This window comes from Streptomyces sp. NBC_00353, from assembly GCF_036108815.1.
GTDB lineage: Bacteria > Actinomycetota > Actinomycetes > Streptomycetales > Streptomycetaceae > Streptomyces.
On the sequence record NZ_CP107985.1, the window covers coordinates 2,791,737 to 2,818,484 of the forward strand.

Genomic DNA, 26,748 nt, shown 5'->3' on the forward strand with positions numbered 1-26,748 from the left:
CGTCGGGTCACTTTGCACTGACACGCGTGAGGAGTGACCCGTGGGACGTCCGTACCCGGCTCTGCGCACCACCGCATCCATCGGAACCGCTGCCGTCCTGATCGCCGGAGCCGCCCTCGGCGCGGCTCCGGCGGCCGTCGCCCAGCCCCTCGCCGCACCCGCGGCGGCGTCGGCCCCGAGCCTGAAGTTCTACGACATCCCCGGCTCCGGCGGGATCACGCTCAAGGGCAATGTCTTCACACCCGCCGGTGCGGAGCCGGGCGACAAACACCCGCTGATCGTGCTGCCCTCCAGCTGGGCGACGCCGCAGATCGAGTATCTCGCCCAGGCACAGCAGCTGGCCGACTCCGGCTATGTGGTGGTCAGTTACACCTCACGCGGCTTCTGGCTCTCCGGCGGAAGGATCGAGGTCGCAGGGCCGCCGGACATCGCCGATGTCTCCGCCGTCATCGACTGGGCCCTCGCCCACACCCCCGCCGACCCGCAGCGCATCGGCATGGGCGGCGTGTCGTACGGAGCGGGCATCAGCCTGCTCGCGGCCGGCCACGACAAGCGGATCAAGGCCGTGGTCGCGTTGAGCGGTTGGGCCGACCTCATCGACTCCATCTACAGCGGCCGCACCCAGCACCTCCAGGCCGCCGCACTGCTCGGTGGGGCCGGCCTGCTCACCGGCCGCCCGAGCGACGAACTGAACACGACGCTGGCCGACTTCCTCGGGTCCAACCTGGCCAAGGAGCCGGACATGATCGCCTGGGGGAAGAAGCGCTCCCCCGCCACGTATCTGGACGAAATCAACGCCAACGGCGCCGCCGTCATGATGGGCAACGCGTGGGGCGACACCATCTTCCCACCTAACCAGTACGCCTCGTTCTACGAGAAGCTCAGCGTCCCCAAGCGCCTGGAGTTCCGCCCCGGCGACCACGCCACCGCCGAAGCCACCGGTCTGCTCGGCCTGCCCAACGACACCTGGACCGACGCCCACCGCTGGTTCGACCGCTACCTGAAGGGCGTACGCAACGGCATCGACCAGGAACAGCCGGTCCAGCTCAAGTCCCGTACGGACAGCGGCTACGAGGGCTACCCGGACTGGAAGTCGATCGGCGCCGACCGGAAGCGGATCGCGCTGAGCGGTACGAAGAAGATCTACGCGGACGTCGACTCGGGAGCCGACGGCGGCATCGTGATGCTGTCGAACGCCCTCGACCAGTTCGTGAAGCTGCCTCCGGTCGCCTCGATCCCCCTGCTGCCGCGCGCCTTCGCGGGTGTCTGGCAGTCCGAGCGGTACGGCTCCGCACAGCACATCCGCGGCACGGCGAAGCTCCACACCACGGTGACCAGCAACAAGGAGAGCGGCACCCTCGTCGCCTATCTCTACGACGAGGGGCCGCTCGGCCTCGGCAAGCTGGTCAGTAACGCCCCCTATACCTTCCACGGACAGACGCCGGGGCGGCCGTTCGGCGTGGACCTGGAGCTGTTCTCCACGGCCTACGACCTTCCGGCCGGTCACCGACTCGCCCTGGTCGTCGACACGGTCGACCCGCTCTATATCGAGCACAACCCGGCCGGCTCACAGCTGACCTTCTCCTCACCGGACACGGACCCCTCGTACCTGTCCGTTCCGTTGCGCGAGAAGTGATCACCGGCTGCTGCCGGGCGGGCACCGCTCCTCCGGACCGCTGTACGGCCGGTCCGGGCTACTGCGCTCCCGGCAGCAGCGTTTCCGGTTCGACCGGTGCGACTTCCACGGCCTTCGTCTTCGGGTTGCGCCGCTCCCGCTTGGCCACCCAGTTGGCGAACCAGGAGAGCAGCATGCACATCCCGATGTAGATCGGCGAGATCACCATCACCACAGGGATGAAGGGAAGATTGTAGTCGAGGTTGGACGCGATGAGTTTGCCGGCGTGGAGGAATTCCTCGTACGTGATCAAGTACCCGAGCGAGGTGTCCTTCAGCGCCACCACCAGCTGGCTGATGATGGCGGGCAGCATGGCGCGCACCGCCTGCGGAGCCAGCACGAAGGTCATGACCTGCGTCTTGCGCATGCCGAGGGCGTACGCGGCCTCGCGCTGGCCGCGGTCCACCGAGTTGATGCCGGTACGGAACACTTCGGCGAGCACCGAGCCGTTGTAGAGGGTCAGTCCGGCGACCAGCGCGGGCAGCGGCTGCACCTTCAGCGCCACGAAGATGAAGAAGATCATCACCAGCACGGGCATGGCCCGGAAGAACTCGACGACGAGCGTGGCGAGCCAGCGCACCGCCCGGTGTTCGGAGAGCCGCCCGACGGCCAGGACCGCCCCGAGTGCCAGCGAGAGCACCGCGGCGTACGCGAACGCCTTCAGCGTGTTGCCGAGTCCGCGCAGCAGGAGTTCCTGGATGCCCTTGTACTCGAAGGGTGACCACTTGGCGCTGGTGAACTGCTCGGTGGCGAAGAGCAGATAGATGATCCAGCCGACCAGGGCAAGGATCAGGACCGTGGAGACGATCCCGTACACCCTGTGGCGTTTGCGGGTGACCGGGCCCGGGATGTCGTACAGCGCGGTGGCTGCGGGGGCGTGGGTGGTCATCGGGCGACTCCCCAGCGCTTCTCCATCACATTGAAGAGCGCACTGATGGACAGGGTGATGATCAGGTAGCCGACGGCGATCCAGACGAAGGTCCAGATGATGTTGTAGCCCAGCTCGTTGAGGGTCTTGTAGGTGCCGAGCAGCTCGGTGACGCTGAACGCCCCGGCGATCGCCGAGTTCTTGGCGAGGGCGATGAGCGTCGAGCCGACCGGCGGGATCACCGAGCGGAACGCCTGCGGCAGCACCACGGAGCCCAGCGTCTGTCCGAAGGTCATACCGAGGCTGCGGGCGGCCTCACCCTGGCCCTGCGGGACGGTGTTGATGCCGGAGCGCAGCGCCTCGCAGATGAACGCGGAGGTGTAGCAGCCGAGCGCGAGCACCGCGAAGACCTTGAACGGCAGGACCAGGCCGAAGCGCGGCAGGCCGAGGAGGACGGCGAAGAAGAGCAGGGTCAGCGGGGTGTTGCGCAGCACCATCACCCAGACGGTGCCGAACACCCGGAGCGAGCCGACGGGCGCCACCCGGAACGAGGCCATCACGAAACCGAGCACCAGCGCCAGGATCGAGGCGAAGACGGTGAGTTCGAGGGTGCCGAGGAAGCCTTCGGCGTAGGTCGAGAAGTTCTCTGTCAGTACGTCCATGGTGTGGCCCGTCCCCTCAGGTCGCCGGGTAGCGGTCGATGGGCGGCGGAGTCGGTGCGGGCACTCCGGACAGGCCGAGGGTGGCCTCGAACGCCTTCTTCCAGTTGCCGTTCTTCTCGTTGGCCTCAAGAGCGTCGTTGAGTGCGAACCGCAGCGCGTTGTCGCTGCGCGGTACCCCGATGCCGTACGGCTCCTCGGAGAACGGCTTGCCGACCACCTTCAGCTCCTTGGGTGCCTTGGCGGCGAAGCCCAGCAGGATGGCGTCGTCGGTGGTGACGGCGTCGACCTGGTAGGTCAGCAGGTTGTCGACACAGATCGAGTACGTGTCGTAGGCGACCAGGATCGCCTTCGGGTAGTCGGCCGCGATCCGCTGGTACGGGGTCGAGCCGGCCGCCGAGCAGACCGTCCTGCCGGCCAGGTCCTGCGGGCCGTTGATGTCGTGCTCGTCCGTACGGACGAGCAGCGACTGCCCGGCCATGAAGTACGGCCCGGCGAAACCGACGAGCTTCTTGCGCATCTCGTTGATGGTGTAGGTGCCGACGTAGTAGTCGATCTGGCCGTTCTGCAGCGCGGTCTCACGGTTGGCGGAGGCGATCGTCTTGAAACGGATCGTCTTCGGGTCGAAACCGAGCGAGGCGGCCATCATCCTGGCGATCTCGATGTCGAAGCCGGAGTAGAGGCCCGTGGCCGGGTCCTTCTCGCCCAGGTAAGGCTGGTCCTCCTTGGCCCCGACCCGGAGGTAGCCACGCTTCTTCGCCTTCGTCCAGGTTTTCGACTCGGGCAGCCGGAAGCTGGTGTCGACCTTGTACACGGGCAGCTGCGCGGGCTTCGGCCCCTTCACTGGAGGGCTGCCTTCCTTGCCGCAGCCGACTGCAAGGACGGCCAGCAGGAGCCCCGCACAGGCGGCCAGCACTTTTCTCGTACGCAACTGGGGGCCTCCCGTCAGTGCTTGAGGATCTTGGACAGGAAGTCCTTGGCGCGCTCGCTCTCCGGGGCGGTGAAGAACGCCTCCGGGGTGCGGTCCTCGACGATGCGGCCGTCCGCCATGAAGACCACGCGATTGGCAGCGGACCTGGCGAACCCCATCTCGTGCGTGACGACGACCATGGTCATGCCATCCCTGGCGAGCTGCTGCATGACCTCAAGCACCTCATTGATCATCTCCGGGTCGAGCGCCGAGGTCGGCTCGTCGAAGAGGAGTGCCTTGGGGTCCATGGCCAGGGCGCGGGCGATGGCCACCCGCTGCTGCTGGCCGCCGGAGAGCTGGGCGGGGTACTTGTCGGCCTGCGAGGCGAGCCCGACCCGCTCCAGGAGCTCCCGGGACCGCGCGTCGCATTCGTCCTTCTTGCGTTTGCGGACCTTGAGCTGGGCGAGCGAGACATTGGCCAGCACGGTCTTGTGCGCGAACAGATTGAACGACTGGAAGACCATGCCGACTTCGGCACGCAGCTGCGCGAGTCCCTTCCCCTCCTCCGGGAGGGGTCTGCCGTCGATCGCGATATGACCCGACTCGATCGTCTCGAGCCTGTTGATGGTCCGGCAGAGCGTTGACTTGCCGGAGCCGGAGGGGCCGATGACCACCACCACCTCCCCGCGGCCGACGGTGAGATTGATGTCCTGCAGTACGTGCAACGCCCCGTAGTACTTATTGACGTCCCGCAGCTCGATCAACGGATCGACGGCCATACGCTGCCCTACCCACTTATCGCTGTGTCGAGTTCAGCGCAAACTATCCATCCCGATAAGGGACTTCGCACCCGACACGCATAAATGGGGCATAAGGCGTTTTATTTGGTTTTGGTGGTGAACTACCCTTCGGCTGACTCTGCGTACACCTGCGAGAGCTCGGGGCTGCCGGTCATCGCCCAGTCGAGCCCCGCCTCGACGACATCGATCTCCCGCCCGGAGGTGAGCCGCACCACCGGCTGACCGCTCGGCCAGATGTGCCAGGCCGCACCCGGGACGTTGCGCACGAGGACGGTGCCGAGATACAGCCCGGCGTCGTTGCCCAGCCAGGGCAGCTCCTCGGGGTCGTCGCGCCAGCGCGGCGGCAGCTGGTCGAGCGCCGTCAACGAGGCCGGGGTGTCGTCGAGTTCCAGTCCGCGCTGCCCCACTCGGACACGCAGCAGCTCACACTCGGCGAGCAGCTCGGCGACGCCCTCCGGGTCGACCTCGACGGCGGCCGCGAGGCCCGCCCCGCGCGTACCGTCGTGACGCTTACGCCAGTTGTCCAAGAAAGGGATGTTCATACCACTCAGGGTCGCATCCCGGCCGGGATACGCACCACAGGGCGCGCGGCCTGTCGTTCGAGGACTGAACCCGGTGCACGCACTCGGCCGCGCGCCGCCGCACGCGCCGTCCGCACGCCCCGCCCGGCGCTGAACGGGCGGGGCGCGGTCCGAGTCTTCGCAAGCAGCCAGCAAGCGGGACAATGACAGGAACCACCGTATCGGCGGCCACTGACAGCGCCGCCCGACCGGGCTCCGGCCGGGGCCGGTTAGGATCCACCCCACGCCTACGCGAACGGGGGACCCGCATGGCCGAGGACCACGACGGCATGGTCGTCTACTGGCGGCCCGGCTGCCCGTACTGCATGAAGCTGCGGCTGCGGCTGCGGTTCAGCCGCCTCACCTACACCGAGGTGAACATCTGGCGGGACCCCGAGGCGGCGGCGTTCGTCCGCTCGGTCGCCGACGGGAACGAGACCGTGCCGACGGTGTCCGTGGCCGGCCACTCGATGGTCAACCCGTCCAAGCGGCAGGTGCTGGCCGCGGTCCGGACCCACGCGCCGCACCTGGAGGCGTCGTAGGTCCTCTCGTTCGGACCATGCCGGGTGGCTCGGTCAGGGGCGGGGCGAGGGCGGGTCGCTGACCGTCACCTTCGTCCCGCCCGGCTCGTCCTCCAGCTCCTTGACGGCCTCTTTCGTCGCGTCGCCGATATGGGCGTTGAAGATGTCCTCGACGAAGCCGGCGAGGACCTTGTTGTCGATGCCCTTGCACTCCGGCGGGACGGTGCCGTCGGCGGTGTTCTCGACGAACCGCTTCTCCATGACCGCCCTGCAGGCCTTCGGATCGGCCTTGGCGGGCTCGTCGCCGCAGCCGCTGAGGACGAGGAGCAGGGCGGCGGCACCGGTGGCGGCTGCGACGGTGCGGGTACGGCTGCGCATGGTCCCCCCAGGACTTTGCATGATCAGAGCGTCATTCTGCGCCAGGATCAGGCCGTTCGTCACCGGCCGACGGCTCACAGCTCCAGGTCGACGACCACCGGCGCGTGGTCGGATGCGCCCTTGCCCTTGCGCTCCTCGCGGTCCACGTAGCTGTCCTTGACCGCCACCGTGAACGGGGCGTTCCCGTAGACCAGGTCGATCCGCATGCCCTTGTTCTTCGGGAAGCGCAGCTCGCGGTAGTCCCAGAAGGTGTACGCGCGGTCGTACTTGAGCGGGCGCGGCATGACGTCCGACAGACCCTCCTGGCGCAGAGCGGCGAGGGCGGCGCGCTCGGCGGGCGTGACATGGGTGGCGCCCTCGAACAGGGCCGGGTCCCAGACGTCCTCGTCGGTCGGGGCCACGTTGAAATCGCCCAGCACCGCGAACGGCTGCGAGCCCGCAGCGTCCGCGGCCACCGCCTTCTGCAGGGCCTCGAACCAGCGCAGCTTGTACGTGTAGTGCGGGTGCTCGATCTCGCGCCCGTTCGGCACGTACACCGACCAGAGGCGGACCGGACCGCAGGTCGCGGAGATCGCCCGGGGCTCCTGCACTCCGTCGTAGTCGGGGCCGTCGGGCAGCCCCATGACGACGTCGGACAGTCCGGCCCGGGAGACCAGCGCCACCCCGTTCCACCGGCCCGTGGCGTTGACCGCGGACTCGTATCCGAGCTCGCGCAGCTCGTCCGCCGGGAACTGCTCGGCCGTGCACTTGGTCTCCTGGATGCACAGCACGTCCGTGCCGGTGCTCTCAAGCCAGGCCAGCAGCCGCGGGAGGCGGGCGGTGATCGAATTGACGTTCCACGTGGCGATGCGCATGTACGTAAACCTAGCGGCTCCCACTGACAGTCGCCGGACCGGCGCCGGTCACAGGCCGGTCGAGTCCCCGGGGGTAAGCCGCCCGTGGTCGGCACCGCCGAGGCTGCCGATCTGCCGGTCGTAGATCGGGCGGGCGAGATCGGTGAGCAGCGCGTCGTGGATGTCGATCGCCCGGCGCGGTTTGACCTCGCGCACGTAGTCGATGACCTCGGAGATCTTGTTCCAGGGGGCCATCACCGGGAGCAGCAGCGTGTCGACGGGGTGGTCGGGGACGGTGAGCGCGTCCCCCGGGTGGAACACCGAACCGTCCACCAGGAAGCCGATGTTGGTGATCCGCGGGATGTCGGGGTGGATCACCGCGTGCAGTTCGCCGTGCACCTGTACGTCGAATCCCGCGGCGGTGAACGTGTCGCCGTGACCGACGGTGTGCACCCGGCCGGGGAAGGCCGCGGAGAGCTGTTCCGCGACGCTGCGCAGGGTCCAGATCTCCGCGGCCGGGTTGGCCTCCAGGCCGGCCCGCAGCCGGCCCTCGTCGAAGTGATCGGCGTGCTCGTGGGTCACGAGCATCGCGTCGGCGCCGAGTGCCGCGTCCTGCTCCGAGAAGCCGCCCGGGTCGATGACGAGCGTCCGCCCGTCCTTCTCCAGCCGGATGCAGGAGTGCGTCTTCTTGGTCAGGGTCAGGTGCACAGGATTCGCAGCGTTCATGGTGCTCATCCTGCTACGGCCGGGGCGTGGTTTCTTCCTGAATCACCGACTGGGCGATGGTGAAGGCGGCGCCCGCGGCCGGTATGCCGCAGTACACGGCGGTCTGCAGCAGCACTTCCTTGATCTCGGCGGGGGTCAGCCCGTTGCGCAGGGCGGCCCTGATATGCGCAGCGAGGCCCTCCAGGTGGCCGGAGGTGACCAGTGCGGTGAGCGTGACGCAGCTGCGGGTACGGCGGTCCAGGCCCTCCCGGGTCCAGGTCTCGCCCCAGGCGTAGCGCGTGACGAGCTCCTGGAACTCGCCGGTGAAGTCGTCGGACGCGGCCAGGACCCGGTCGACGTGGGCGTCGCCGAGCACTTCGCGGCGGACCTTCATCCCCGGGTCGTACGGGTCCGGGCGGCCGGAGTTCACGGTGTCGGGCGCGGCCGGGGCGGGGGCGATCTCCGCGATGGGCAGGACGGGGGCGGAGAGTGTGGGGCCGGTGCCGGGGACAGGGATGGCGGCGAGGGTGTCCTGCCAGCTGGTGGAGAAGTGGGTGAGGAGCAGGTCGGTGACGGCTCCGGGCTGCTCGACGGGGGCGAGGTGCGAGGCGCCGGGGACGAGGGCGAGCCGGGCGTCCGGAATGCCCGCCACCAGGGTGCGGGCCTCGGCCGGCCCGGTGACATGGTCCTCGGCGCCGACCAGGACGAGAGTCGGGACGCTGATGCGGCCGAGTTCGGGACGGATGTCGAAGGCGGCGAGAGCTTCACACGCCGCGATGTAGCAGCCGGGGTCGGTGGTGCGGACCATCTGGACGGCCCACTCGACGATGGCGGGCTGGGCGGCGGCGAAGCCGGGGGTGAACCACTGGTCCGGTGCGCTGCGGGCCATCGGCTCCAGGCCGTTGGTGCGGACGATCACGCCGCGCTGGCGGAACTCGTCCGCGCTGCCGAACCGGGGCGAGGCGGCGACCAGGGCCAGCGCGGCGACCCGGTGCGGGTGGCGCAGTGCGAGGTCGGCGCCGATCGCACCGCCGATGGAGCAGCCGGCGTACCCGAAGCGCTGGACGCCGAGGCTGTCGAGGGTGGCCAGCAGCCGGTCGGACAGTTCACCGACGGCGGTGGCGGGGTGGGCCGGGGCACCGCCGTGGCCGGGCAGGTCGAAGCGGAAGACCCGCCAGTGCTGGGTGAGCTCCGGTATCTGGCGGTCCCACATGTGCCATGTGGTACCCAGTGAGGGACCCAAGATCAGGACAGGAGCGTCTTCTGGCCCGTCAAAGCGGTATTGCAGGGTGTTCACTGGCGTTTCACTCACCCGCCTGACCCTCTCATCTGTCACGAGATGTCACATCGCCGGGGTGGACCTGGCGGGCCTTGCCCCTCTCCGGCAGTGCCGGACCTGCCGACGAGAGCCCAGGTATACCTTCTCCGGCATGTACTCGTGGCCGTGTCGGCAGTGGGCCCTCCGGGCGCGTGCCTCCTTCAGTCGCTACGAGCAACGCTTTCCTCTTTGATCACGACCTCCAGGCGGTTCGGGCTGCAGCATCGAGTGTGGTGGCACGGACGAGGCTCGGCGTGACTCACCTGGAAACCTTCCGGAATCCTGCCCAACAGCTGCTTGAACACCACACGGTGAACGCTTGGTCGAAGGCTTGGCCGTAGCCGCATGCTCTCCGTTGCAACCATCGGTCTAAAACCAGGAAGCGGACTCCGAATCCACCTCGCCCCAATCCTGCTGGCCATACGGCTCGCAAGTCAGGGCGGTTGCAAGTTCCGGGGGCGTGTGGCTGGTCGGGTTGTGACCGGTTGGGGTACATAACAGGGCAGGCACGGGCTTCGTGATCATTGTGGTGTCTTAAGCCTGATGATCATGAGGTGGCCCGTGCCTGCTGCTGTATGTTCTCCCGTTCCCGCCGTGCTGGTGAAGCTGGGGCCGCTGGATGCCGGTCGGATCGCTGACCTGCGCCTCTACTTCGACTCGGTGCCCGATCCGCGCTCGCGGCGGGGCCGGTGGTACTCGCTGACGTCGGTCCTGCTGGTGTGTGCCTGCGCGGTCGTCTCGGGAGCGAGGAGCATCGATGAACTCGCCGAGTGGGGCCAGCGTGCCTCTCACGCACTCCTGACAGTCATCGGGATCCGGCGCCACGTGCTCGGATGGCGGCGCACTCCGTCTCCGGCCACGATCGGCCGTGTGCTGGGGGCTGTTGACGGTGACGCCCTGGACCGGGCGGTGGGCGCCTACCTGGCCGACCGGCATCGCGCTGCCACCGAGCTCGCCCAGGCGCCGTCGCCCTCCGCGTCCGGGCGGCCGCGCGTGATCGCTGTCGACGGCAAAGCACTCAGGGGATCAGCCCGTCTCACCGCGACGCGCCGGCATCTGCTCTCCGCGGTCACTCACGGCACCGTCGTGACCCTCGCCCAGGTGGAGGTCGGCGCGAAGACGAACGAAACCACACACTTCCAACCGCTCCTGGCACCGCTGGACCTGGCCGGCACCGTCGTCACCTTCGACGCCCTGCACTCGGTCAAGGCGAACATCTCCTGGCTGGTCGAGACCAAGAATGCCCACTACATCACCGTGATCAAGACCAACCAGCCGACCACCCACCACCAGCTCGCGACCCTGCCGTGGCGGGACATTCCCGTCCAGCACACCGCCTCCGCCTCCGGGCACGGACGCCGCGAGTCCCGCTCGATCAAGACCTGCGGGATCGCGGACCAACTCGGCGGGATCGCCTTTCCCCACGCCCGCCTGGCCATCCGCGTCCACCGCCGCCGCAAGCAGACCGGCAAGCGCGAGACCCGTGAGAGTGTCTACGCGGTCACCAGCCTCGACGCCCACCAGGCCGGCCCGGCCGACCTGGCCACCGCGATCCGCGGACACTGGGGAGTGGAGAACTCCTCGCACCACATCAGGGATGTCACCTTCGCCGAGGACGCCTCCACCGTCCACGCCGGAACCACACCACGGGCCATGGCAACCCTCCGCAACCTCGCCATCGGCGTGCTGAAAACCCTCGGAGCCGACAACATCGCCAAAACCACCCGGCGATCCGCGACGAACCCCAACGAGCACTCCCCATCCTGGGCATCACCAACGATCCGGACACCTACGGAACTTGATCAAGCCCTGGACGTAACACGCCTCCGCGAGATCCACGTTGATCTCGACCACGCCGTCATGGCCGCCTACGGCTGGGACGACGTCCGGCTGGACCACGGCTTCCACACCTACCGCCAGATGCAACGCTGGACAGTGAGTCCCGCCGCCCGGGTGGAGATCCTCGACCGCCTCCTCGAAGAGAACCACCGCCGCGCCGCCTCGCAGGGCGTTGTCAGTCCCGCTGGCAACAATGGGGGCACCGAGGACGAGGAGGACGACGAGTGACCACCCCGCAGCGCAACGGCGCCCAGCCCGCAGCCGGCGCTCCTCAGGCCCACGCTTACCGTCTCGCCCTCGAACCCGACGACCGTTCCTGGACCGCCCGCGAGAACCTGGTCGACATCCTGGAGCGTGAGCTCCTCGGTCCGGCGAAGGGCCCGGACGAGATCCTGGACGGTGTCCCCGACTCGGCGTACTTGATCGGGCGGATAGCGCCCATACGGCTCACCGCCGGCTCGGACGACCCTGGCGAGACCGGTTCGGACGACGCCGCGACCGATGTGGGCGACGCTGTGGACGCCGCCGAGAGCCGGGGCGTGCCGCTCACCGCCGTCGACGACAGCAGCGCGAGCTCGGACGAGGACGAGGTCGAGGACCAGCCGCAGAAGCGTGGGCTGATGATCCCGGCGTCGATGGGGCTGCGCTTCCAGATCCCTGACGATCTCGACGAGTTCACGGTGACCGCCTCGTGGGGCACGTACGAACCGGTGAAGGAGAAGCGTGGTGAGGGCACCGAAGACCGCGGGGGCGAGGGTGCGGCCCCCGCTCCAGCTCTCCGTCGTTTCCAGCGCACGCCGCACGCTATCGCGAAGACAATCAAGGTTGCCGACCTGAAGCCGTCTCGTACGAACGAGTTTGTGCTCAAGGACAAGATCCTGCTCCGGGTCGATAGTTACGACGATGCCGAGGGTGGCTGCCGGCTGATCGAGGTGGCGCTGTGCAACGACCGGGAGACACCTCGCAAGATCCCGGTGGAGGCATGGCTGTACCAGACCAAGCTGTCGGTGTCGGCCGGTGGCGCTGAGGTATTCCTGCCGGTCAATGACGTACTCCTCGACACACGCGAGGAGCCGGACGACGAGCTGCGGCGACTGCGGCTTCAGTACCGCAACCGTCTGGAGTTCGCCCATGGTCGGACCTGCTCGGTGGACTGGAAGGTAGCCGAGGGAGCACGTAGGGCCAGCGAGGTCTGGACGACGTGGCTGCCAGTGAGCGAGACGCCGCAGACGGCCGCCGAGGAGATCGGCGCGGCCCTGCTGGACATGCGCAAGCTGCAGGAGGCGTCGACCGACGAGCTGCGTACGGGCCTTGAGCCAATCGTCGCGGGCTATACGGCCTGGCTGGACGGCGAGGAGCAGAGAGCCATGGCTCTTCCGGAGCATCTGCGGTCCGAGGGCTTGGACGCGGTCACCGAGGCGCGCAGAGTGCAACGCCAGCTTGAAGAGGGGCTGAAGCATCTCCTGGGGGACGAAGAGGCGTTGCGCTGCTTCCGGTTCATGAACCGGGTGATGGCTGATCAGCGTGTGCAGTCGCAGGTCGCGGAGCGGCGGGCGAGTCGGCCGGAGGAGAGCATCGACGAGGCTCGCGAGGCGATCCTCGCGGAGAAGGGGGCACTGGCGCATTCGTGGCGTACCTTCCAGCTCGCCTTCGTGCTCATGCAGTTGCCGTTGCTGTCCGACCCGGCGGCCGAGAAGCGGTCGGGGGATCTGGCCAAGGCGCAGCTGCTGTTCTTCCCGACCGGTGGTGGCAAGACGGAGGCATATCTGGGTCTGTCCGCGTACACGTTCGCGATCCGTCGCCGCCAGGGCGTCGTGGATGCCTTCGACGGTCCGCTGGACGGGCGGTCCGGAGTCGCCGTCCTCATGCGGTACACGCTGCGCCTGCTCACCGCCCAGCAGTTCCAGCGTGCCACGGCCCTGGTGTGCGCGGCGGAGATGGCGCGGCGCGATGATGTGGCGACCTGGGGAGACGAGCCGTTCCGGATCGGGCTGTGGGTCGGTACCGATGTGAGCCCGAAGCGGTATGACGAGGCTGCCGAGCAGTTGCAGAAGGCCCACGGGGGCCGCGGGTATCGGCTAACGGTGTTGCAGATCCAGCGCTGCCCGTGGTGCGGGACGCGGGTCGAGGCGCGGGATGTGCGCACGGAGCCCGCGCTGCGTCGGGTGTACGTGTACTGCGGTGACGAGCTGGCCGAGTGCCCGTTCTCTGACGGCGGTGAGGTCCCCGACGGGCTGCCGGTCCTCACGGTCGACGAGGAGATCTACCGGCTCGCGCCGGCGTTCGTCATCGCCACAGTGGACAAGTTCGCCCGTCTGGCGCGGGAGGGCGAGGCGGCCTCGCTCTTCGGGCATGTCTCGCGACGTTGCGAGCGGCACGGCTTCGTGCACCCCGACTATCAGCAGTGCGATATCAAGGACGGCAGCAAGCACCCCAAGAAGGACGGCCATCCGGCCGCTCTCGTGTACCCGGCCACCCGGCTCCGGCCCCCGGATCTGGTCATCCAGGACGAGCTTCACCTGATCACGGGAGCCCTTGGCACCACGGTGGGCCTGTTTGAGGTGGCCATCGACGTGATGACCGACTGGCGTACGAAGGACGGGCGCCCGGTTCGTCCGCTCCTTGTCGCCTCCACCGCCACCGCACGCAACGCGTCCGACCAGGTACGTGCGTTGTACGGGCGGGACGTCACTATCTTCCCGCCGCAGGTCCTGGATGCCGGGAACACCTTCTTTTCCAAGGAGATCCCGGTCTCCGAGGACAAGCCGGGTCGCCGGTACGTCGGGATCAGTACGACCGGGGTGCGCTTGACCACGGCGGAGATCCGGGTTGCCGAGGTTCTCATGGCCGGCGGGCAACTGCTTCTTGACCGCTCCGGCAGCGTGGCCGATCCGTACATGAGCCTGGTCGGCTACTTCAGCGCTACCCGTGAATTGGCCGGCATGGCACGGTATATGAGCGACGACATCCAGACCGCGCTCGCCAAGGGCCGCCCCTGGTCGAAGCTTCCCCGCCGCACGGGTACCAACTACGGGTCGCTGCACGTCGCCGAGCTGACGTCACGTGTGGCCAGCGCCGACATCACCGCGACCCTCGACCAGATGGCGGTGTCATTCGATCCAGGTTTCGACTCCACCGCGGGCAAGCGGAACCGGCGCGCATTGCGGGAGGCGAAGAAGCCTGAGCCCACGCGCGAGGTGAACCCGTACGACGTGGTACTGGCCACCTCCATGCTGCAGGTGGGGGTCGACGTGACCCGGCTGGGTCTGATGCTCGTAGTCGGCCAGCCGAAAAACACCGCCGAGTACATCCAGGCGTCTTCCCGCGTCGGCCGGGCAGCAGACAGGCCGGGCCTGGTCCTCGCGCTGGGGAACTGGGCGCGCCCCAGGGACCTCGCCCACTTCGAGCAGTTCCGCCACTACCACGAGACGTTCTACGCGCAGGTCGAGGCACTGTCCGTGACTCCCTTCTCGGTGACCTCGCTGGAACGCGGCCTGGACGGTGTGCTGGTCAGCGCGGCCAGGGTTTTGCAGGCCGCAAAGGCCGGCCCCGGCCAAGGGCTGTCCCCGGAAGACGGCGCGGCCCGGATCGAGGCCGAGCAGCACTTCGCCGGTGAGCTCATCGACGCCCTAGTACGCCGGATTGCGCGGGCCGGCGACGAGGACGCGTCCAACCGCGCCCGCCTGCGCTTGGAAAACCGCCTTGATCAGTGGGGCAAGCGTCGCAAGCACCTCGTAGAGCTGCGTAAGTCACTGGTGTACGAGAGGGTTCTGGACGACAGTCGGCACGATGCCCTGATGATGAGCGCGGAGAACGCGAAGGCGGGCCTTGACACACGGGACGCGCCGCCGTTCATCGTGGCGAACTCGATGCGTGAGGTTCAGCCGGAGATCAACTTGCTGGTGAGCCCCATCAAGGAACGACTGGTGTACCGAGCACCTGACTATGCCCCGAAGTGGCAGATGCCGGAGGAGAGTTCATGAGTGACGAGACGCGGTTCGTCTACGACGTCGCTCACGCCGTCGACCCACTGGGCGATCTGGAGCAGGAGGCGGAGAAGGCCACCAAGCACAACCGCGCCAAGGTCGGCTCAGCCCGCCCCTCCTCCCTGCTATACACCTACGGTCCCGGCGCGATCATGGACTTGCCACAGTTCACGATCATGCCCACTGGCTTGGACGAGTGGGACCGCATCTGGCAGCGGCGTGACTCCGCGCCTCCCCAGATCCACGCTCCACGGCTGCGTGACGTGGTCCGGATGATGCTGCGCTCCCCCGACGTGCAGCTGCGGCCGTATCCCTGGCAGCCGAAGAAGCACAGCCGGTCCGCCGAGGGCAACGACCTCGGCGTCCCGTCACGGGTCTTCCCACAGTGGCTACGGTGCACTGGCTGCGACATGCTCGGGTTGCTCGCCCAGTTCGACTACCGCAATACGCATCCCTTCCGCACCGACCTGGCCGTCTTCGAACATGCCAAGTGCACGGGGCGCGCGGGTGGCCGCACCCGCAAGCCGATGCGGCGCACCGCCATCCCGGCCCGTTATCTGCTGGCCTGCGTCGACGGGCACCTGGACGAGTTCCCGTACGACCTGTGGGTGCACCGCGGGCAGCCATGCAGCAAGGCAGAACTGCCCGCCCTGAAGATGGTCGACCGGACGGCCGGGAAGGGTGCCTCGGCCGTCATCCAGTGCGCATCCTGCGACTTGCGGCGCCCGATGAACGAGGCCCAGGGCGAGGCCGGCAAGGCGAAACTGCCGAAGTGTCGCGGACGTCACCCGCACCTGGACGCCTTCGAGCCCAGGGGGTGTGGCAACGACACCCGGCTGATGCTCGTCGGGGCCTCCAACCTGTGGTTCCCGGCCACCCAGTCGATCATCGTCATGCCGGAGTCCCAGGAGGAAAAGGCCAGTGACCTGGCCGACCGGGTCCGCACCGCGCTCGGCGACAAGCTCGCCAAGTACCGCGCCGACCTCGACCTGATCAGGGACCTGCTCGGGATGGACGGCGGCGTAGACGTAACCGGCCTGTCTGACCCCGACCTGGAACGAATCCTTCAGGCCGCCTCCGCACCCACCGACACTCCGGAGGAGCAGGAAGAGAAGCTCCGCGACTGGGATCCGGTCGACCTTCTCGTCCCTGAATGACGTTACTTGCTGCGCGACATCGTCGGCACCCGCGTCGAGGACCCCAAGAGCGGCCTCACCCTCGCCACCCGCGAGCGAGGCGACACCCTGCAGCCGGAGATCACCCGCGTCCTCGCGGTCGAACGTCTCCGCAAGGTGAATGCCCTGGTCGGCTTCACGCGCATTGATGACATGGACCGCGTCGGCGACCTCCCGCGCCGCCTGGCCCCACTGACCCGTACACCACGACCGGCCTGGACCGTAGCAACCGAGGATCGGGGCGAAGGCATCTTCCTCCAGCTCGACGAGAACGCAGTCGCCGCATGGGAAAAACGCGTCCTCGACACCGACATGTGGAAGTTCCACCGCGAGGCACACGTCAGAAACTTCAGACGCCGCTTCTCCGACACCGCCGACCCCGACACCCGCCTGAAGCCCCCGCGCTACTGGCTCGTCCACACATTCGCCCACATCCTGATCCGCGAACTCGCCCTCACCTGCGGCTACTCGGCGGCAAGTCTCAGCGAACGCCTCTACGCCTGGCCCGCCGCGGAGGGCCGAGACCCGTCGGCCGGGCTTCTGATCTGCACAACCGCCTCCGACAGCGACGGCACCCTCGGCGGCCTCGTCCAACTCAGCGAGCCTTCCCGCCTCCAAAGGGTCGTCGGCAGCGCGCTACGCAAGGCCGCCCGATGCTCCTCCGACCCCATCTGCTCGAAGCGCACCCCACAGGACCCCGAGGACTTCCTCCACGGTGCCGCCTGCCACTGCTGTGTCATGGCCTCGGAGACCTCCTGCGAACGCGCCAACCGTTTCCTCGACCGCCGCTTCCTCCTCGACCTGCCCGGCAGCAACCTCGGGTTCTTCCAGGTCCATGAGTGAGGCGGACGCGCCACGACGCCTTGGCCAACTCCTCACCGGGACCGAGGCCAAAGGCATAGCGGACCGGCTCGCCGACGGTGACACCCTCACCGCAGCGCTCAAGGTCGTCGCGGTCGGCCAGCGGGCAGAGATCCGACGCCTTCTGGAGGCGGTTGCCAGCGGCACCGAGCCAAGGCACCAACAGGTCCTGGCCCTGCGCGCAATCGAGGGGGCACGGGCTCTGCCGACCACTTTGTCACCGCTCTGGACCATGCCCGGACACCTCGTCCAAAGCGGGCCGCTCACCACCTCGGTGACCCGCCTCGTGGACAGCGCACGCCACGCAATCACGTGCTCAACCTTCAACTTCCAACGGACTTCAGCGCTTTGGAAGTCATTACGAGAAGCCTCACAGCGTGACGACATCGCCGTCCGCGTCTATATGGACGCCCGTGCCGCGGACGGCGTCGGACAGCAACGGTCCCCGACGACTGCAGAAGTCGCTGCGCACCTAGCGCCGGCCGAAGTCTGGCGAACCAAGCAGTTCGACGGCACATACGTCCGCAACCACGCCAAGTTCCTTGCCATCGATCACCACCTTCTCCTGGTGACCAGCGCGAACTTCTCCTGGAGCGCGGAGAACAACAACGTCGAGTTCGGCGTCCTCATCGACAACCCGAACCTCGCCGAAGCCGTCGAGCGCGAGCTGCGCGAGGCGGAGGGCGCCCTGTACGAACGGATTTCCTAACGTCTCGCAGAGCGGACTTCCGGAGCCTCCCTGTCAGAACCAGGCGTCGCCAACCAACCCGAGCTGCATGGCCAACAAGCTGCTGGCCCATCAGAACAGGCCGACCACACAGACGATGTCTGGTACCCCGACTACTCCTGGCGCACCATGCGCCACGACGGCATGCCCTGCTACGGATTCACCCGGTCCCTCTCAGGCCGGTCCCGAGTAATGCCGTCCCCGAGGCCGAGCAGCGCCTCGTCGACCACCTCGGCCAGCTCCGCCATCGCGCCGTCCTGCCGTCGGGCCGGCACCAGCCTCACCGCGCGCCGGCGAGGCCGGGGTGTCGGTGCCGTTGCCCCGACGGAGTAGCGGAAGGCCGGGGCAGTTACGGCGCCGAGCTCCACAGGTGTTTCCCGGGAGAGGGCAGCAAGAAACGGGCCCGGGCTGCAACAGCCGGTCCACAGGAGTGGACGCATACGGGCCCAGACAGCTTTGAAGCGAAGCAACATAGCCCAGGATCGCCGGTTAGCCAAACCGGCGATCCCGCGGATCATTGATGGTCCACCGCCACTACCTGCCCCTACGTCGAAAGGGACCGCCAAGACGGCTGTCAATTCCAAGCGTCGCGCGTCTGTCAGCGCTCTGCGCTGCCGCAGAGCTCCTGCGAACAGGTGCCGTGAGCACTCAAGGTCTTGTAAGGCGCGTAGCAGCGTCCCGAGTACACCCGGGCATGGAGTCGACCTTGCACCGGGGGGCTTGCTCATCGCCATCAGCCGCAGCCCGCAATGCAGGTGACCTCACTTACGTCACGTGTTGTATTAATTAATTTCCGGGTCGGCACCGTGATCCACAAGCACCGTCTCAACAACCGGAGAATCCGAATTGCACGGACAGACCAACGAGGTGCAAGGCACCCGTTATAGCCCAACGCACATCCGCGCCACCTGGGACGGAACGGGGAGCGTGCAAGACGCCTCCAGAGCGTTGGGGTTCTCTCGGGCGAAAGGCTACGACCTGGTGCGTCGCGGGGAGTTCCCCTGCCGCGTGCTACGCATCGGCCGTACAACACGCGTCGTCACCGCATCCTTGCTCCGCGTCCTGGAAAGCGGAGAGCCGGAGTACAACGGTGCCCTCGCCGGACACTGCACGCCGTCGTAGCCCGCCGTGCGCAGACGCCCCGCCGGAGTTTTCCGGCGGGCTTCGTCGTCTCAAAGGCGGCAGCAGTGCGCCCGTCCGACAGATGAGCCGGCCGGCACTTCGCTTCTGCCATTGAACGGCGGGGGCCGCCGCGCCGTCTCACTCAGAGGCGAGACACGCATCCGGTACCCCGCGTTCACCAAGCAGTGTCCTGAGCGACGAGACCGGATCCGGTGCAGCGGTGATAGCGGTGACCTCCGTATCGCTGATCCGGATGGTCGGGTCGTGCACGGGCGGCAGCAGATCCGCCAGTGCGTCCCTGAAGGCGCGTTGCCGATGGCGCCCGCCCTCGCCAGGGAACAACGGCGGCTTCGGCTTGCCGAAGCCGCCGCCGGGTTCACGCCCGGTCAGAGCCTGCGAGCGGGCCAACCATCGAGAAGCGTCGAAGCCGAGCTTCACGCCTGCCGGGTAGTACTCCAGCGTCAGAGCGCGGGCTGCGGTGAAGTGCTGCTTCTCGTCAACCTCCAGGATCTGCTGCTGCCCGTTCTCGTAGGTCAGCAGGACGTCCAGGCTCCGCCGCTCGCGAGAAGGGGCCTGCTCCGGCAGGACCAGCCCAGTGAGCGCGCCGTAGATGGCCGCGACCGTCTCCCACATGCCGACGCACTCGGTCCGCCCTGGCCGCCGCAACCAGGTCGGACAGCTCTCTGGTTCAATCTCCGCCTTGACCACGTCAGGCAGTAGGCGGGTTATGCCGTCCTGCAACTCCTTCACACCGACACCCTCTCACCTGATAAACCATCCGAGTATCGGCGACGCCTCTGACACCGACTCGCTCTCGTTGGCCCTGCCTCCGGCCTTCCAGCACGGCCAGGCAGCGCCGCCCACATACGTCCACCAGCTTCCGCGCGCGTGGTCGAATGCCGATCGCGGGTCCAGACCAGCCAGTGGGCTGGCGAGTTCTGCACGTCATCGAGCAGGGCAGCATCGTCATCTCCACTATGGAAGGGCAGGCGATATTCGGGATGTTGTCCGTGCTCGCCGGACCCCAGCGCGAGCTGATCGTGGCGAACACCACCGACGGGCTCGCCTCCGCGAGGGCCCGCGGCCGGTCCGGGAGCCCGGGCCCAAGTTCACTCCCCACCAGGCCAAGCTCGCCCAGCAGCTCTACGACGCCCGGGAGAAGACCGTCCAGCAGATCGCATACCTGTTCTGTTCGGAGTGCCCCTGGTCCTCGGCCTACGGACACCTCGACAGGAAGACTGTGCCCCGCCAGCCGAAATCGCAGATCCCGCTCGCTGAGTCCCTGACGGCTACCTTGCGTTTGGGAGCAGAGGGGAGTTCGGGGCCTGTTTTTCTGGTCTCCCCTGTTAGTTGGTGCTGGCGTTGTGCAGGTGTTCACCGAAGAATCCCACGACGATCAGGCCGCTTTGATCCGTGTCATCGAGGTAGTGCAAGCGCGGTGCAGGTGGCGCTCCGTCGCCGATGCGGATGTGTTCCAGCATTGCCGCGTATCCCGACGGGTCGATGTCCTCGGGGACCCGGAGTCTCCTGTCAGCCTTGCCGCGAGGGCTGCTGCTGGCGAACTTCCCCTCGTTCAGAATCACCTTGACTGGTGAGAGCAACGGGGATGGGCGGCTGCCGCAGTACGCCCTCAGGTTGGCGAAGTCAGGGCCCGCCCCGCGGCCGCGCGCCCTGGTCAGATTCTTATCCTCGGCGTACGTCTGGATCATCGCGAGGGCGTCTGCAAGGCGATTCCTCCAGAGCGACGCCTTTTGATGGTGCTCCAGCCGTTCGGCCTCGTCAGGGTCAGCGGTGATCACGAGCAGCGTGCAATAGTGCTTCGCTTGTTCGAGGACGCCGCAAAGGGTGGGTGCATCCAACCTCAGCTGGAGGGCCTCCGCGTCTCCCACCACAATGCCGTCCTCCTGCCGGGGTCGCAGGCGTGCGATGGCAGTGTCACGGGCGCGCAGGGCTGCGTCTCGCTCCTCCTCTGCAGCTCTGAGCAGCTCGGCGAGGCTGCCCCGCTCCTTCTCCGCCGCCCTGAGCTGAGCTTCCAACTCAGCGACCTCGGGTTCCTTCGGCAGGTGCTGCACTTCCTGCACCAATTCAGGGATCATCGATTCGAGTTTCGCTTTGAGGTCATCATGCTGGTCGATCACTTTGGCGTAGGACCTTGCCCTAGTCTCGGCCTCGCGGCGCGCGTCCCTTTCCATTTCAGCAAGGTGCTGGTACTTCGCGGTCTCCTTCCTGTATTCCTCCACGAGTGCCTTGGACAGGTTCTTAACGTTCTCGTCGAGCAACGCCAGCTCAGCATGGGCCTTGATGTTGCAGTGCTGCTCTGCTGCAGGGCCAAACGGGCTCCGCGCTATCGGGTTCATGCATCCCCCTCAACGTCTGTGTGGGGTCGATCGTATGGGCGGAGCGTGACGGCCCTGACCAGTACCGGCGAGTTACTTGTCCCCTGGTGTCTGAGTCACTGAACTCTCCGGAGTTGTCGGCTGATGCGTGAGCTTGAGTCCAGTGCCGGCAAGGCACCCGCCGCTCAGGTCTGGGCGGAGCTGAATATGACGCAGACCCCAGCGGAGGGTGCGTTCGAGATGGTCGTCGTCGGTGAAGGCGGTGTTGGCCAGCGGACCGCGCCTTAACAGCGACCAGACACCTCCACCGGTTTCAGATCTGGTGCGTAGGAGGGTAATTGGGCAATAGCGAACCAGTCGAGTTTGTTCGCGTACTCGCGCATCCCGGCGGACCGGCGGGTGTTGAGGTCGTCCCAGATCAGGACGATAGGGGCTTTGAGCTGGATGTGGGGCGCAGGACCAGGTCGCGGTAGTCGGTCCAAGCGAGGCTGTTGCGTACTGCACCCCGGTGCTTGCGGTGCTGGCGCAGCCGGTAGATTAACCGGGAGGAGTCGCCCGGCCGGTAGCAGCACATGGCGGCGATCGACCAGCGCGCCAGGACCGGCCGCGCACCCGCACCACGGGCGTGCGACGCGCCGGAACGGATCGGCGTGCGGGCCGGGCCAGCGGAAAGCGAATCGCCCGGTCGGCTGACTACATGTAGTGGGCGTAGCGGGTGGCGACAGCCTGGTCGGGCGGGCAGAAGCGCAGGACGGATTTGACCTGGTTGGCCGTGCGCAGGGTGACGGGGAGGCGCCCGTCGAGGCGGGTCTGGTTCCAGTTCATCTTGGTCAGGGCGAGGACTTCGGCGGCCAGTTCGCGGGGGTTGCGGGTGGGGGTCACGGGCCTGATGCCGATCGGGCGCGGAATGTACATGCCGGGGTAGGTTCGGTAGAACTCGATGCTGCCGGTGGCGTACAGCGCGAGTTCGCGTTCGCCGAGGGTGACGAGCAGGGGCGGTGCGTCTCCGGGACGGAAGGCTGCGGCTCCTTCGCTGCTGGTGATCCAGCTCATCTCCAGCGTGTCGATGAACCGTTCGTCCGCGGCGTCTTGAAAGCCGCCTGCCTCGTCGTCGGTGAAGGCCGAGGTCTTGTGCAGCACGATGCGCGCGGGTGCGGTGTGGTGCTCGCGCCGATAGGCGTCCAGGGCGTGGACCAGGAGGGCGTGCGCGTCGGCGCGGGCCAGGTGGGGCTGGCGGTCGGTGCGGCTGATCCTCGCCGGCCCTCCGCGCACGATCACGCCGTCCCCGCGTTCGTTGAATACCTGCGCGACGGAGGTGCTCAGAGAGCTCCCGTCGTCGCTGCGGTAGAAGGCGACACCGACGTAGCAGGTCGTGAGGTCAGCGGGACTGCGCAGGAGGCGCCACGGGACTCCACCGGCCTTGTAGTAGAGGGCGACGTGCAGGTTCCAGGCCCGGCTGGCCTCGTCCTGGCGACTGTGACCCTCGGGAGGCCGGGTGGCTTCGTCCCAGGTGCTGCGTCGGATGATCTGGATGGGCTGGCGCAGGTGCAGCAGCCGGGCTTTGAGCAGGTCGTGGAAGTTGGCGAACTGGGCCGGGGGCGGCTCGTCGAGCGCGTCCCGGGCTGGAAGCTCGTCGGCCTCCTTCGGGCCGCGGGCTGATCGGCCGGCGGTGTCGATGAGCTGCTCGGGTCTGGCGACCAGGAGGACGTCGACACGGTTCTCGTCAGCCAGGGTCCTGATCTCTTCCGCGTAAATGCTCACGGCCTTGGTCAGGGCTGCCGGCTGGCCGGCGGTCTCGATGGCGCGCAGGTCGCGGCTGCTGATCGCCCGCGTGTTGCGGTCGCTGAAGACAAGGGTGGTGTGCAGACCGCGGTCGGTGTCGCAGCCGGGGAATTCCGGGAAGAGATGCGGGTACTTCTCGTCCTTGGCCGCGATGGGTTCCCGGCAGCGCTCCAGCCATCGGCGCAGCCCGTCGAGTTGGTCCGCAGGACCGACCAGGCCGACGCGGATCGCCCTGGGCGCGTCGGCCGCGCCGAGATCGGCGGGGCCGTAGTTCGTGATCCCGAACCGTGGATCGATGTGCCGGGCCGCTCCGCCGAATTCCAGTTCTGGTTCGTCAAGGATCACCGAGCTGATCACCGGCCTCGCCTCGCACCGCTCGCCCGTCCCTGACGGGGCGTCCGCAGCCCTGCAGACCTGGCTTTGCTTCCAGGGCTTCTTCGCCGAGGAGCGCCCTCGTCGCTCTCGCCGTCCTGGAGCAGGCTGAGGAGATCCTGGGTGTCCGCATCCGCGACAGCCAGTACAGCGTCCAGACTTTCCTGGCCTCCGGCGGACGGGTCCTGGTCGTCCTCGGGTGCGGCCCCGGACGGCGCCGGCCCCCACAACAGGTCGTCGACACCGCGCTCGACCGTCATGGTGGCCAGCTCGCCGAACTGGACGGGCCGTGCGTCCGTGAACAAGTCGGCTTCCTGGCGCAGGTAGTTGGCCCACATGCGGGTCCAGCCTCGGACCGCCGGATGTCGGTCGAGACGTTTGATCCCCGCCAGGAGCCGGTCGGCGAAAGGGTATTCGGTGTACCCGTCGGTGGTGAAGCAGTAGTCCGGTTCCAGCTGGCAGTACCAGACACCGTCCAGGCGCCGGAATCTCGTGCGCAGTGCCGCGTGGTGGTAGTAGCCGACGCGCTGTGGGTCGGACTTCGAGGTGTGTGGACCGAACACGGTCCGGCCGCGTGAGCCGGGTCCCTTGCCCGCCTTGCGAGGCCCCAGGTGCGAGGTCGCGCGAAAGTGCATGTGCTTGCGGTCCTTGTGCCACCGCAGTTCCGGATAGGAGCCCTGAACCGTCCGGGAGAGCAGGTCAGCGAAGCGGTGCTGGGTGTCGAGGTCGTCGCTGTCCGCCCACTCTCTGGTCTCGTGCCGCTCGGGATCTCCGTCGCAGAGCACCCGCAAAGGCGAGTCCCGCAGGTCGTGGAACGACAGGACCAGGTTGTCCCGCAGGATCCAGCCGGACTCACGCCGGCCCTGCGTCTCCAGTGCGCCACCGGCCGCGCGGTAGTCAGTGAAGGCCGTCGGGGCCAGATGCACGGTCGGCGGCATCTCGATGACGGGCAGCAGGTTCGTGGTCAGCACTTCGGTGATCGACGCGGGCCGCAGGTACAGGCCCGTCGTCCGCGGCATCGCCAAGCGCAGCAGTGCCTGGGCGGCGTCCCGGTCGAAGCGCTGGGTGTGCTTGTCGATGTCCACGCGGCGGGCAGCACGGCTGACCGCGTCCGGGAACGCCGCCTTGACCTCCACCCACCACGCCTCATGACTCCCGGGGTGGGAAAAGACCAGGATGACCGGCGAGTTGCCGGACAGCCAGTGATCAAGATCGCGCTGGTCGCAGAGGTAGTGGAAGCCGTCGTCCGTCTCGCCAGAGAAGCGTCGGTCCTGCGCTTTGCTCTGGACCAGCAGGGTCAGGTTCAGCACGGCACGGCTGTCGGGGTCGACCAGATCGATGTGTCCGTCGATGCCGTGATCGACGCGCCGGGGATGGAAGAGGTGGCCCATCTCCAGGCAGCGTCGTTCGATCAGGGCGATGCCTTTCTCACCGATGAATGTCTGGCGCGTCACGGTCTTGCGATCAGCCATGGCCCCACCCTCCTTGCTGAACACGACCCGTCGACGAGGAGCCGACCGAGGTGCCCATTCAGGGTATGCGGCACCACTGACAGTCAGGCCCGACAACGTCCCCGGAGGCTGCCTTTGATGGAGGTCGAACAGCGGGGGCTGCCATAGGGCCGGGCCGCCGCCCTGGTACGTCCGGTCCCCTGGGGAAGGCCACCGACGAATCGGCACCCGACCGCCACTTCTGCACGGGCCGGAAGCGGACGAATGCTCGTCGCACCTAGGGTGCTCCCATGCTTGACGACGTGACCATTCAGAAGGCCACAGCCGCTCTGCTCTCCGCACCCCACTCCCTCAGCCGCTCTGCTACCGCCCTGCCCACGACCGCAGGGGTGTACGCCTGGTGGGCGCCGCCCGAGGTCCTGGCTTCCTTCCCCGGACCGGTTAACTCGGGCGATGCCGGACGCCGACTGCTCTACCTGGGCAGGGCCAGCCGACTGCGGTCCCGCGTCGTGTCAAACCACCTGAGGGACTCCGGACGGTCCACCCTGCGCCGGACCCTGGCCGGACTCCTATTGCCAACCGAGGGCTATCGCACTACCTGGACCGACCGCGTCGTCCTGCTCCCCAAGGACGAGCAGCGCCTCACCCACTGGATGCACGAACACCTCACCCTCACCTGGAGTGAGCACGCCGACCCCGTCCCAGTGGAGAAGGAACTGATCTCCAATCTGCACCCACCACTAAATGTCGACGGAGCGGAGCATGGTGCCACCCGGGACAGCGTCAAACAGGCACGAGCCTTCTACTACGCCAGTGCCGGCCCGCGTCCGGACAAGTAGCCGGCATTCGCTAATCGGCCCTCGGCGGCCTCGTCGACGCTCCTCTGCCACCGCATTGCCCTCAGCTCATCGCAACCTGCCCTGCCGGCCCTGATACATCCAGGCGATGACGTCGAACACACGCAGGACGCCGATGTCCTCACCGATAGCCGCCTTGTCTCGGAGACGGACCAACTGATTGTGGAGGGCGCCGTTGTCCGCCCGCAGGGCCGCAGCCAGCGCGGCCCAGAAGGAGTGGTCCTTCTTCGGCCGCTCGAAGAGTTGCTTGATGCGGACGTCGTAGATGGGGATCAGGTGGGGACGCTTGCGGGCCAGCAATTTGCCTGCGACAACCGGGCCGCTGCCGTCGGGCTTGCTGGGGTGCTGCTTGCTGCCGGCCAGGCGTTCCCACAACTCCCACGCGGGTCCGCCCTCCGCTATAAGCGCATCGCTTCCAGGATTCTCCAAACGTGCGTCACGAGGGATGAGCGACAGCAGGCGCGCCCAGTGCCCGTCGGGGTCGGTAAGCAAGTTAATTGCCCCGTGCGGCTCGAGGGAGACACTGAGCGTGGTGATGGCCACCAGGTCGTTGCTGTCGAAGCGGTCCGCGACGTGCTGGGCGTCCCCGCCCCCGCCTACGCGCTCAAAGTGCGCACCGGAATAGAACAGGTCACCGCGTGAGCGTCGTCGGGTGAAGTACTCGACCAGCAGGCGCACGCCCTTCTCCTCGTCCCAGTAGATCTCTGGGATCTTCAGTTCGATCACCGAGCAGCCCCCCAACTACCTTGCGACCACTGATGTGTCGGTGGACGGTACACCAGATGAAACCAGACGGCGGCTCAGACGGAAGTGGCAGCCAAAACGAGTAGGACGCGGGGCCAGCGCTGCAACAGCCGGTCACATGAGTGGGCGCAGACAGCTTCGAAGCGGAGCAACATAGCGCAGGATCGCCTGTTAGCCAAACCGGCGATCCCGCGGATCATTGATGGTCCACCGCCACTATCTGCCCGTACGTCGAAAGGGACCCTCAAGACGGCCATCAATTCAACGCG

General features: G+C 67.5%; 23 protein-coding genes and 2 pseudogenes. 8 read left to right on the forward strand and 17 right to left on the reverse strand.

Annotation, left to right across the window (positions count from 1 at the left end):
- The first annotated feature begins 40 nt into the window (after window positions 1-40).
- The gene (locus OHA88_RS12840) at window positions 41-1,636 is read left to right on the forward strand and encodes an alpha/beta fold hydrolase (protein ID WP_328625614.1); all 1,596 of its coding nucleotides are present in this window, start codon (window positions 41-43) and stop codon (window positions 1,634-1,636) included.
- A 58-nt stretch (window positions 1,637-1,694) separates the two neighbouring features.
- Here OHA88_RS12840 and OHA88_RS12845 read toward each other — a convergent pair whose 3' ends face one another.
- From OHA88_RS12845 to OHA88_RS12865, 5 genes are all read right to left on the reverse strand, one after another.
- Window positions 1,695-2,564, reverse strand: coding sequence for an amino acid ABC transporter permease (locus OHA88_RS12845; RefSeq protein WP_328625615.1), 870 nt, complete (start codon window positions 2,562-2,564; stop codon window positions 1,695-1,697).
- Window positions 2,561-3,205 (reverse strand): amino acid ABC transporter permease, encoded by a 645-nt coding sequence (locus tag OHA88_RS12850; RefSeq protein WP_267000303.1) that lies wholly within the window; start codon window positions 3,203-3,205, stop codon window positions 2,561-2,563. Before OHA88_RS12850 ends, OHA88_RS12845 begins: the two co-directional genes overlap by 4 nt.
- Before the next feature lie 16 nt (window positions 3,206-3,221).
- Complete coding sequence (locus tag OHA88_RS12855) at window positions 3,222-4,133, reverse strand: glutamate ABC transporter substrate-binding protein (protein WP_326626112.1); 912 nt, start codon at window positions 4,131-4,133, stop codon at window positions 3,222-3,224.
- A 14-nt stretch (window positions 4,134-4,147) separates the two neighbouring features.
- Entirely contained in the window at window positions 4,148-4,891 is a 744-nt protein-coding gene (locus OHA88_RS12860; protein WP_267000307.1) for an amino acid ABC transporter ATP-binding protein, read from the reverse strand.
- Between the two features lie 122 nt (window positions 4,892-5,013).
- On the reverse strand, window positions 5,014-5,454 hold the full coding sequence (locus OHA88_RS12865; RefSeq protein ID WP_328625616.1) for a DUF6278 family protein: 441 nt from the start codon (window positions 5,452-5,454) through the stop codon (window positions 5,014-5,016).
- A 287-nt stretch (window positions 5,455-5,741) separates the two neighbouring features.
- Here OHA88_RS12865 and OHA88_RS12870 point away from each other — a divergent pair, with 287 nt between their 5' ends.
- Window positions 5,742-6,014, forward strand: a complete 273-nt coding sequence (locus OHA88_RS12870) for a mycoredoxin (RefSeq protein ID WP_030916780.1) — start codon at window positions 5,742-5,744, stop codon at window positions 6,012-6,014.
- 33 nt (window positions 6,015-6,047) lie between these two features.
- Here OHA88_RS12870 and OHA88_RS12875 read toward each other — a convergent pair whose 3' ends face one another.
- From OHA88_RS12875 to OHA88_RS44635, 5 genes are all read right to left on the reverse strand, one after another.
- Entirely contained in the window at window positions 6,048-6,371 is a 324-nt protein-coding gene (locus OHA88_RS12875) for a hypothetical protein (protein ID WP_328625617.1), read from the reverse strand.
- Between the two features lie 74 nt (window positions 6,372-6,445).
- Window positions 6,446-7,225, reverse strand: a complete 780-nt coding sequence (locus tag OHA88_RS12880) for an exodeoxyribonuclease III (protein WP_328625618.1) — start codon at window positions 7,223-7,225, stop codon at window positions 6,446-6,448.
- A 48-nt stretch (window positions 7,226-7,273) separates the two neighbouring features.
- Complete coding sequence (locus tag OHA88_RS12885) at window positions 7,274-7,930, reverse strand: MBL fold metallo-hydrolase (protein WP_328625619.1); 657 nt, start codon at window positions 7,928-7,930, stop codon at window positions 7,274-7,276.
- 13 nt (window positions 7,931-7,943) lie between these two features.
- Entirely contained in the window at window positions 7,944-9,221 is a 1,278-nt protein-coding gene (pcaDC, locus tag OHA88_RS12890; protein WP_328625620.1) for a bifunctional 3-oxoadipate enol-lactonase/4-carboxymuconolactone decarboxylase PcaDC, read from the reverse strand.
- A gap of 167 nt (window positions 9,222-9,388) precedes the next feature.
- On the reverse strand, window positions 9,389-9,649 hold the full coding sequence (locus OHA88_RS44635) for an HNH endonuclease (RefSeq protein ID WP_443044217.1): 261 nt from the start codon (window positions 9,647-9,649) through the stop codon (window positions 9,389-9,391).
- 172 nt (window positions 9,650-9,821) lie between these two features.
- Here OHA88_RS44635 and OHA88_RS12895 point away from each other — a divergent pair, with 172 nt between their 5' ends.
- The 4 genes and pseudogenes from OHA88_RS12895 to drmC all read left to right on the forward strand — a co-directional run bounded on the left by OHA88_RS12895 (window position 9,822) and on the right by drmC (window position 17,797).
- Window positions 9,822-11,294 carry an ISAs1 family transposase gene (locus tag OHA88_RS12895; protein ID WP_328625621.1) on the forward strand — a complete coding sequence of 491 codons (1,473 nt, stop codon included), beginning with the start codon at window positions 9,822-9,824 and terminating at the stop codon, window positions 11,292-11,294.
- Window positions 11,291-15,049, forward strand: a complete 3,759-nt coding sequence (gene drmA, locus OHA88_RS12900) for a DISARM system helicase DrmA (protein WP_328625622.1) — start codon at window positions 11,291-11,293, stop codon at window positions 15,047-15,049. The genes OHA88_RS12895 and drmA overlap by 4 nt, the downstream gene beginning before the upstream one ends.
- A pseudogene (drmB, locus tag OHA88_RS12905) lies at window positions 15,046-17,070 on the forward strand (DrmB family protein). The gene drmA and the pseudogene drmB overlap by 4 nt, the downstream one beginning before the upstream one ends.
- Window positions 17,063-17,797: a DISARM system phospholipase D-like protein DrmC gene (drmC, locus tag OHA88_RS12910; protein ID WP_328625623.1), complete on the forward strand. Its 735-nt coding sequence runs from the start codon at window positions 17,063-17,065 to the stop codon at window positions 17,795-17,797. The pseudogene drmB and the gene drmC overlap by 8 nt, the downstream one beginning before the upstream one ends.
- A gap of 170 nt (window positions 17,798-17,967) precedes the next feature.
- Here drmC and OHA88_RS12915 read toward each other — a convergent pair whose 3' ends face one another.
- Window positions 17,968-18,090: a hypothetical protein gene (locus tag OHA88_RS12915; RefSeq protein WP_328625624.1), complete on the reverse strand. Its 123-nt coding sequence runs from the start codon at window positions 18,088-18,090 to the stop codon at window positions 17,968-17,970.
- A 652-nt stretch (window positions 18,091-18,742) separates the two neighbouring features.
- On the opposite strand from OHA88_RS12915, the gene OHA88_RS12920 reads away from it, so the two are divergent.
- Window positions 18,743-18,937: a helix-turn-helix transcriptional regulator gene (locus tag OHA88_RS12920; protein ID WP_242436147.1), complete on the forward strand. Its 195-nt coding sequence runs from the start codon at window positions 18,743-18,745 to the stop codon at window positions 18,935-18,937.
- A gap of 138 nt (window positions 18,938-19,075) precedes the next feature.
- Here OHA88_RS12920 and OHA88_RS12925 read toward each other — a convergent pair whose 3' ends face one another.
- The 5 genes and pseudogenes from OHA88_RS12925 to OHA88_RS12945 form a co-directional block, all read right to left on the reverse strand.
- The gene (locus OHA88_RS12925) at window positions 19,076-19,570 is read right to left on the reverse strand and encodes a hypothetical protein (protein ID WP_328625625.1); all 495 of its coding nucleotides are present in this window, start codon (window positions 19,568-19,570) and stop codon (window positions 19,076-19,078) included.
- A 713-nt stretch (window positions 19,571-20,283) separates the two neighbouring features.
- The gene (locus OHA88_RS12930) at window positions 20,284-21,294 is read right to left on the reverse strand and encodes a hypothetical protein (protein ID WP_328625626.1); all 1,011 of its coding nucleotides are present in this window, start codon (window positions 21,292-21,294) and stop codon (window positions 20,284-20,286) included.
- Between the two features lie 95 nt (window positions 21,295-21,389).
- A pseudogene (locus OHA88_RS12935) lies at window positions 21,390-21,906 on the reverse strand (transposase); the annotation flags it as partial.
- 60 nt (window positions 21,907-21,966) lie between these two features.
- Window positions 21,967-23,412: an argonaute/piwi family protein gene (locus tag OHA88_RS12940; RefSeq protein WP_328625627.1), complete on the reverse strand. Its 1,446-nt coding sequence runs from the start codon at window positions 23,410-23,412 to the stop codon at window positions 21,967-21,969.
- Window positions 23,409-24,899, reverse strand: a complete 1,491-nt coding sequence (locus tag OHA88_RS12945) for a DUF4365 domain-containing protein (RefSeq protein WP_328625628.1) — start codon at window positions 24,897-24,899, stop codon at window positions 23,409-23,411. Before OHA88_RS12945 ends, OHA88_RS12940 begins: the two co-directional genes overlap by 4 nt.
- 269 nt (window positions 24,900-25,168) lie before the next feature.
- On the opposite strand from OHA88_RS12945, the gene OHA88_RS12950 reads away from it, so the two are divergent.
- Window positions 25,169-25,717, forward strand: a complete 549-nt coding sequence (locus OHA88_RS12950) for a GIY-YIG nuclease family protein (RefSeq protein WP_328625629.1) — start codon at window positions 25,169-25,171, stop codon at window positions 25,715-25,717.
- Window positions 25,718-25,783: 66 nt separating this feature from the next.
- Here the strand turns inward: OHA88_RS12950 and OHA88_RS12955 are convergent, their stop codons facing one another.
- A complete protein-coding gene (locus OHA88_RS12955; RefSeq protein WP_328625630.1) occupies window positions 25,784-26,461 on the reverse strand; it encodes a DUF6308 family protein in 678 nt (225 codons plus the stop codon).
- Window positions 26,462-26,748: the final 287 nt, after the last annotated feature.

What these genes read in the sequence shown, in the direction of transcription:
- OHA88_RS12885 (WP_328625619.1), bottom strand. Translation starts at nt 7,930, where the DNA reads ATGAACGCTGCGAATCCTGTGCACCTGACCCTGACCAAGAAGACGCAC.
- OHA88_RS12880 (WP_328625618.1), bottom strand. Translation starts at nt 7,225, where the DNA reads ATGCGCATCGCCACGTGGAACGTCAATTCGATCACCGCCCGCCTCCCG.
- OHA88_RS12930 (WP_328625626.1), bottom strand. Translation starts at nt 21,294, where the DNA reads ATGAACCCGATAGCGCGGAGCCCGTTTGGCCCTGCAGCAGAGCAGCAC.
- OHA88_RS12925 (WP_328625625.1), bottom strand. Translation starts at nt 19,570, where the DNA reads ATGTGGGAGACGGTCGCGGCCATCTACGGCGCGCTCACTGGGCTGGTC.
- OHA88_RS12875 (WP_328625617.1), bottom strand. Translation starts at nt 6,371, where the DNA reads ATGCGCAGCCGTACCCGCACCGTCGCAGCCGCCACCGGTGCCGCCGCC.
- OHA88_RS12845 (WP_328625615.1), bottom strand. Translation starts at nt 2,564, where the DNA reads ATGACCACCCACGCCCCCGCAGCCACCGCGCTGTACGACATCCCGGGC.
- OHA88_RS12950 (WP_328625629.1), top strand. Translation starts at nt 25,169, where the DNA reads ATGCTTGACGACGTGACCATTCAGAAGGCCACAGCCGCTCTGCTCTCC.
- drmC (WP_328625623.1), top strand. Translation starts at nt 17,063, where the DNA reads ATGAGTGAGGCGGACGCGCCACGACGCCTTGGCCAACTCCTCACCGGG.
- OHA88_RS12945 (WP_328625628.1), bottom strand. Translation starts at nt 24,899, where the DNA reads ATGGCTGATCGCAAGACCGTGACGCGCCAGACATTCATCGGTGAGAAA.
- OHA88_RS12850 (WP_267000303.1), bottom strand. Translation starts at nt 3,205, where the DNA reads ATGGACGTACTGACAGAGAACTTCTCGACCTACGCCGAAGGCTTCCTC.
- OHA88_RS12865 (WP_328625616.1), bottom strand. Translation starts at nt 5,454, where the DNA reads ATGAACATCCCTTTCTTGGACAACTGGCGTAAGCGTCACGACGGTACG.
- OHA88_RS12870 (WP_030916780.1), top strand. Translation starts at nt 5,742, where the DNA reads ATGGCCGAGGACCACGACGGCATGGTCGTCTACTGGCGGCCCGGCTGC.
- OHA88_RS44635 (WP_443044217.1), bottom strand. Translation starts at nt 9,649, where the DNA reads ATGGCCAGCAGGATTGGGGCGAGGTGGATTCGGAGTCCGCTTCCTGGT.
- OHA88_RS12860 (WP_267000307.1), bottom strand. Translation starts at nt 4,891, where the DNA reads ATGGCCGTCGATCCGTTGATCGAGCTGCGGGACGTCAATAAGTACTAC.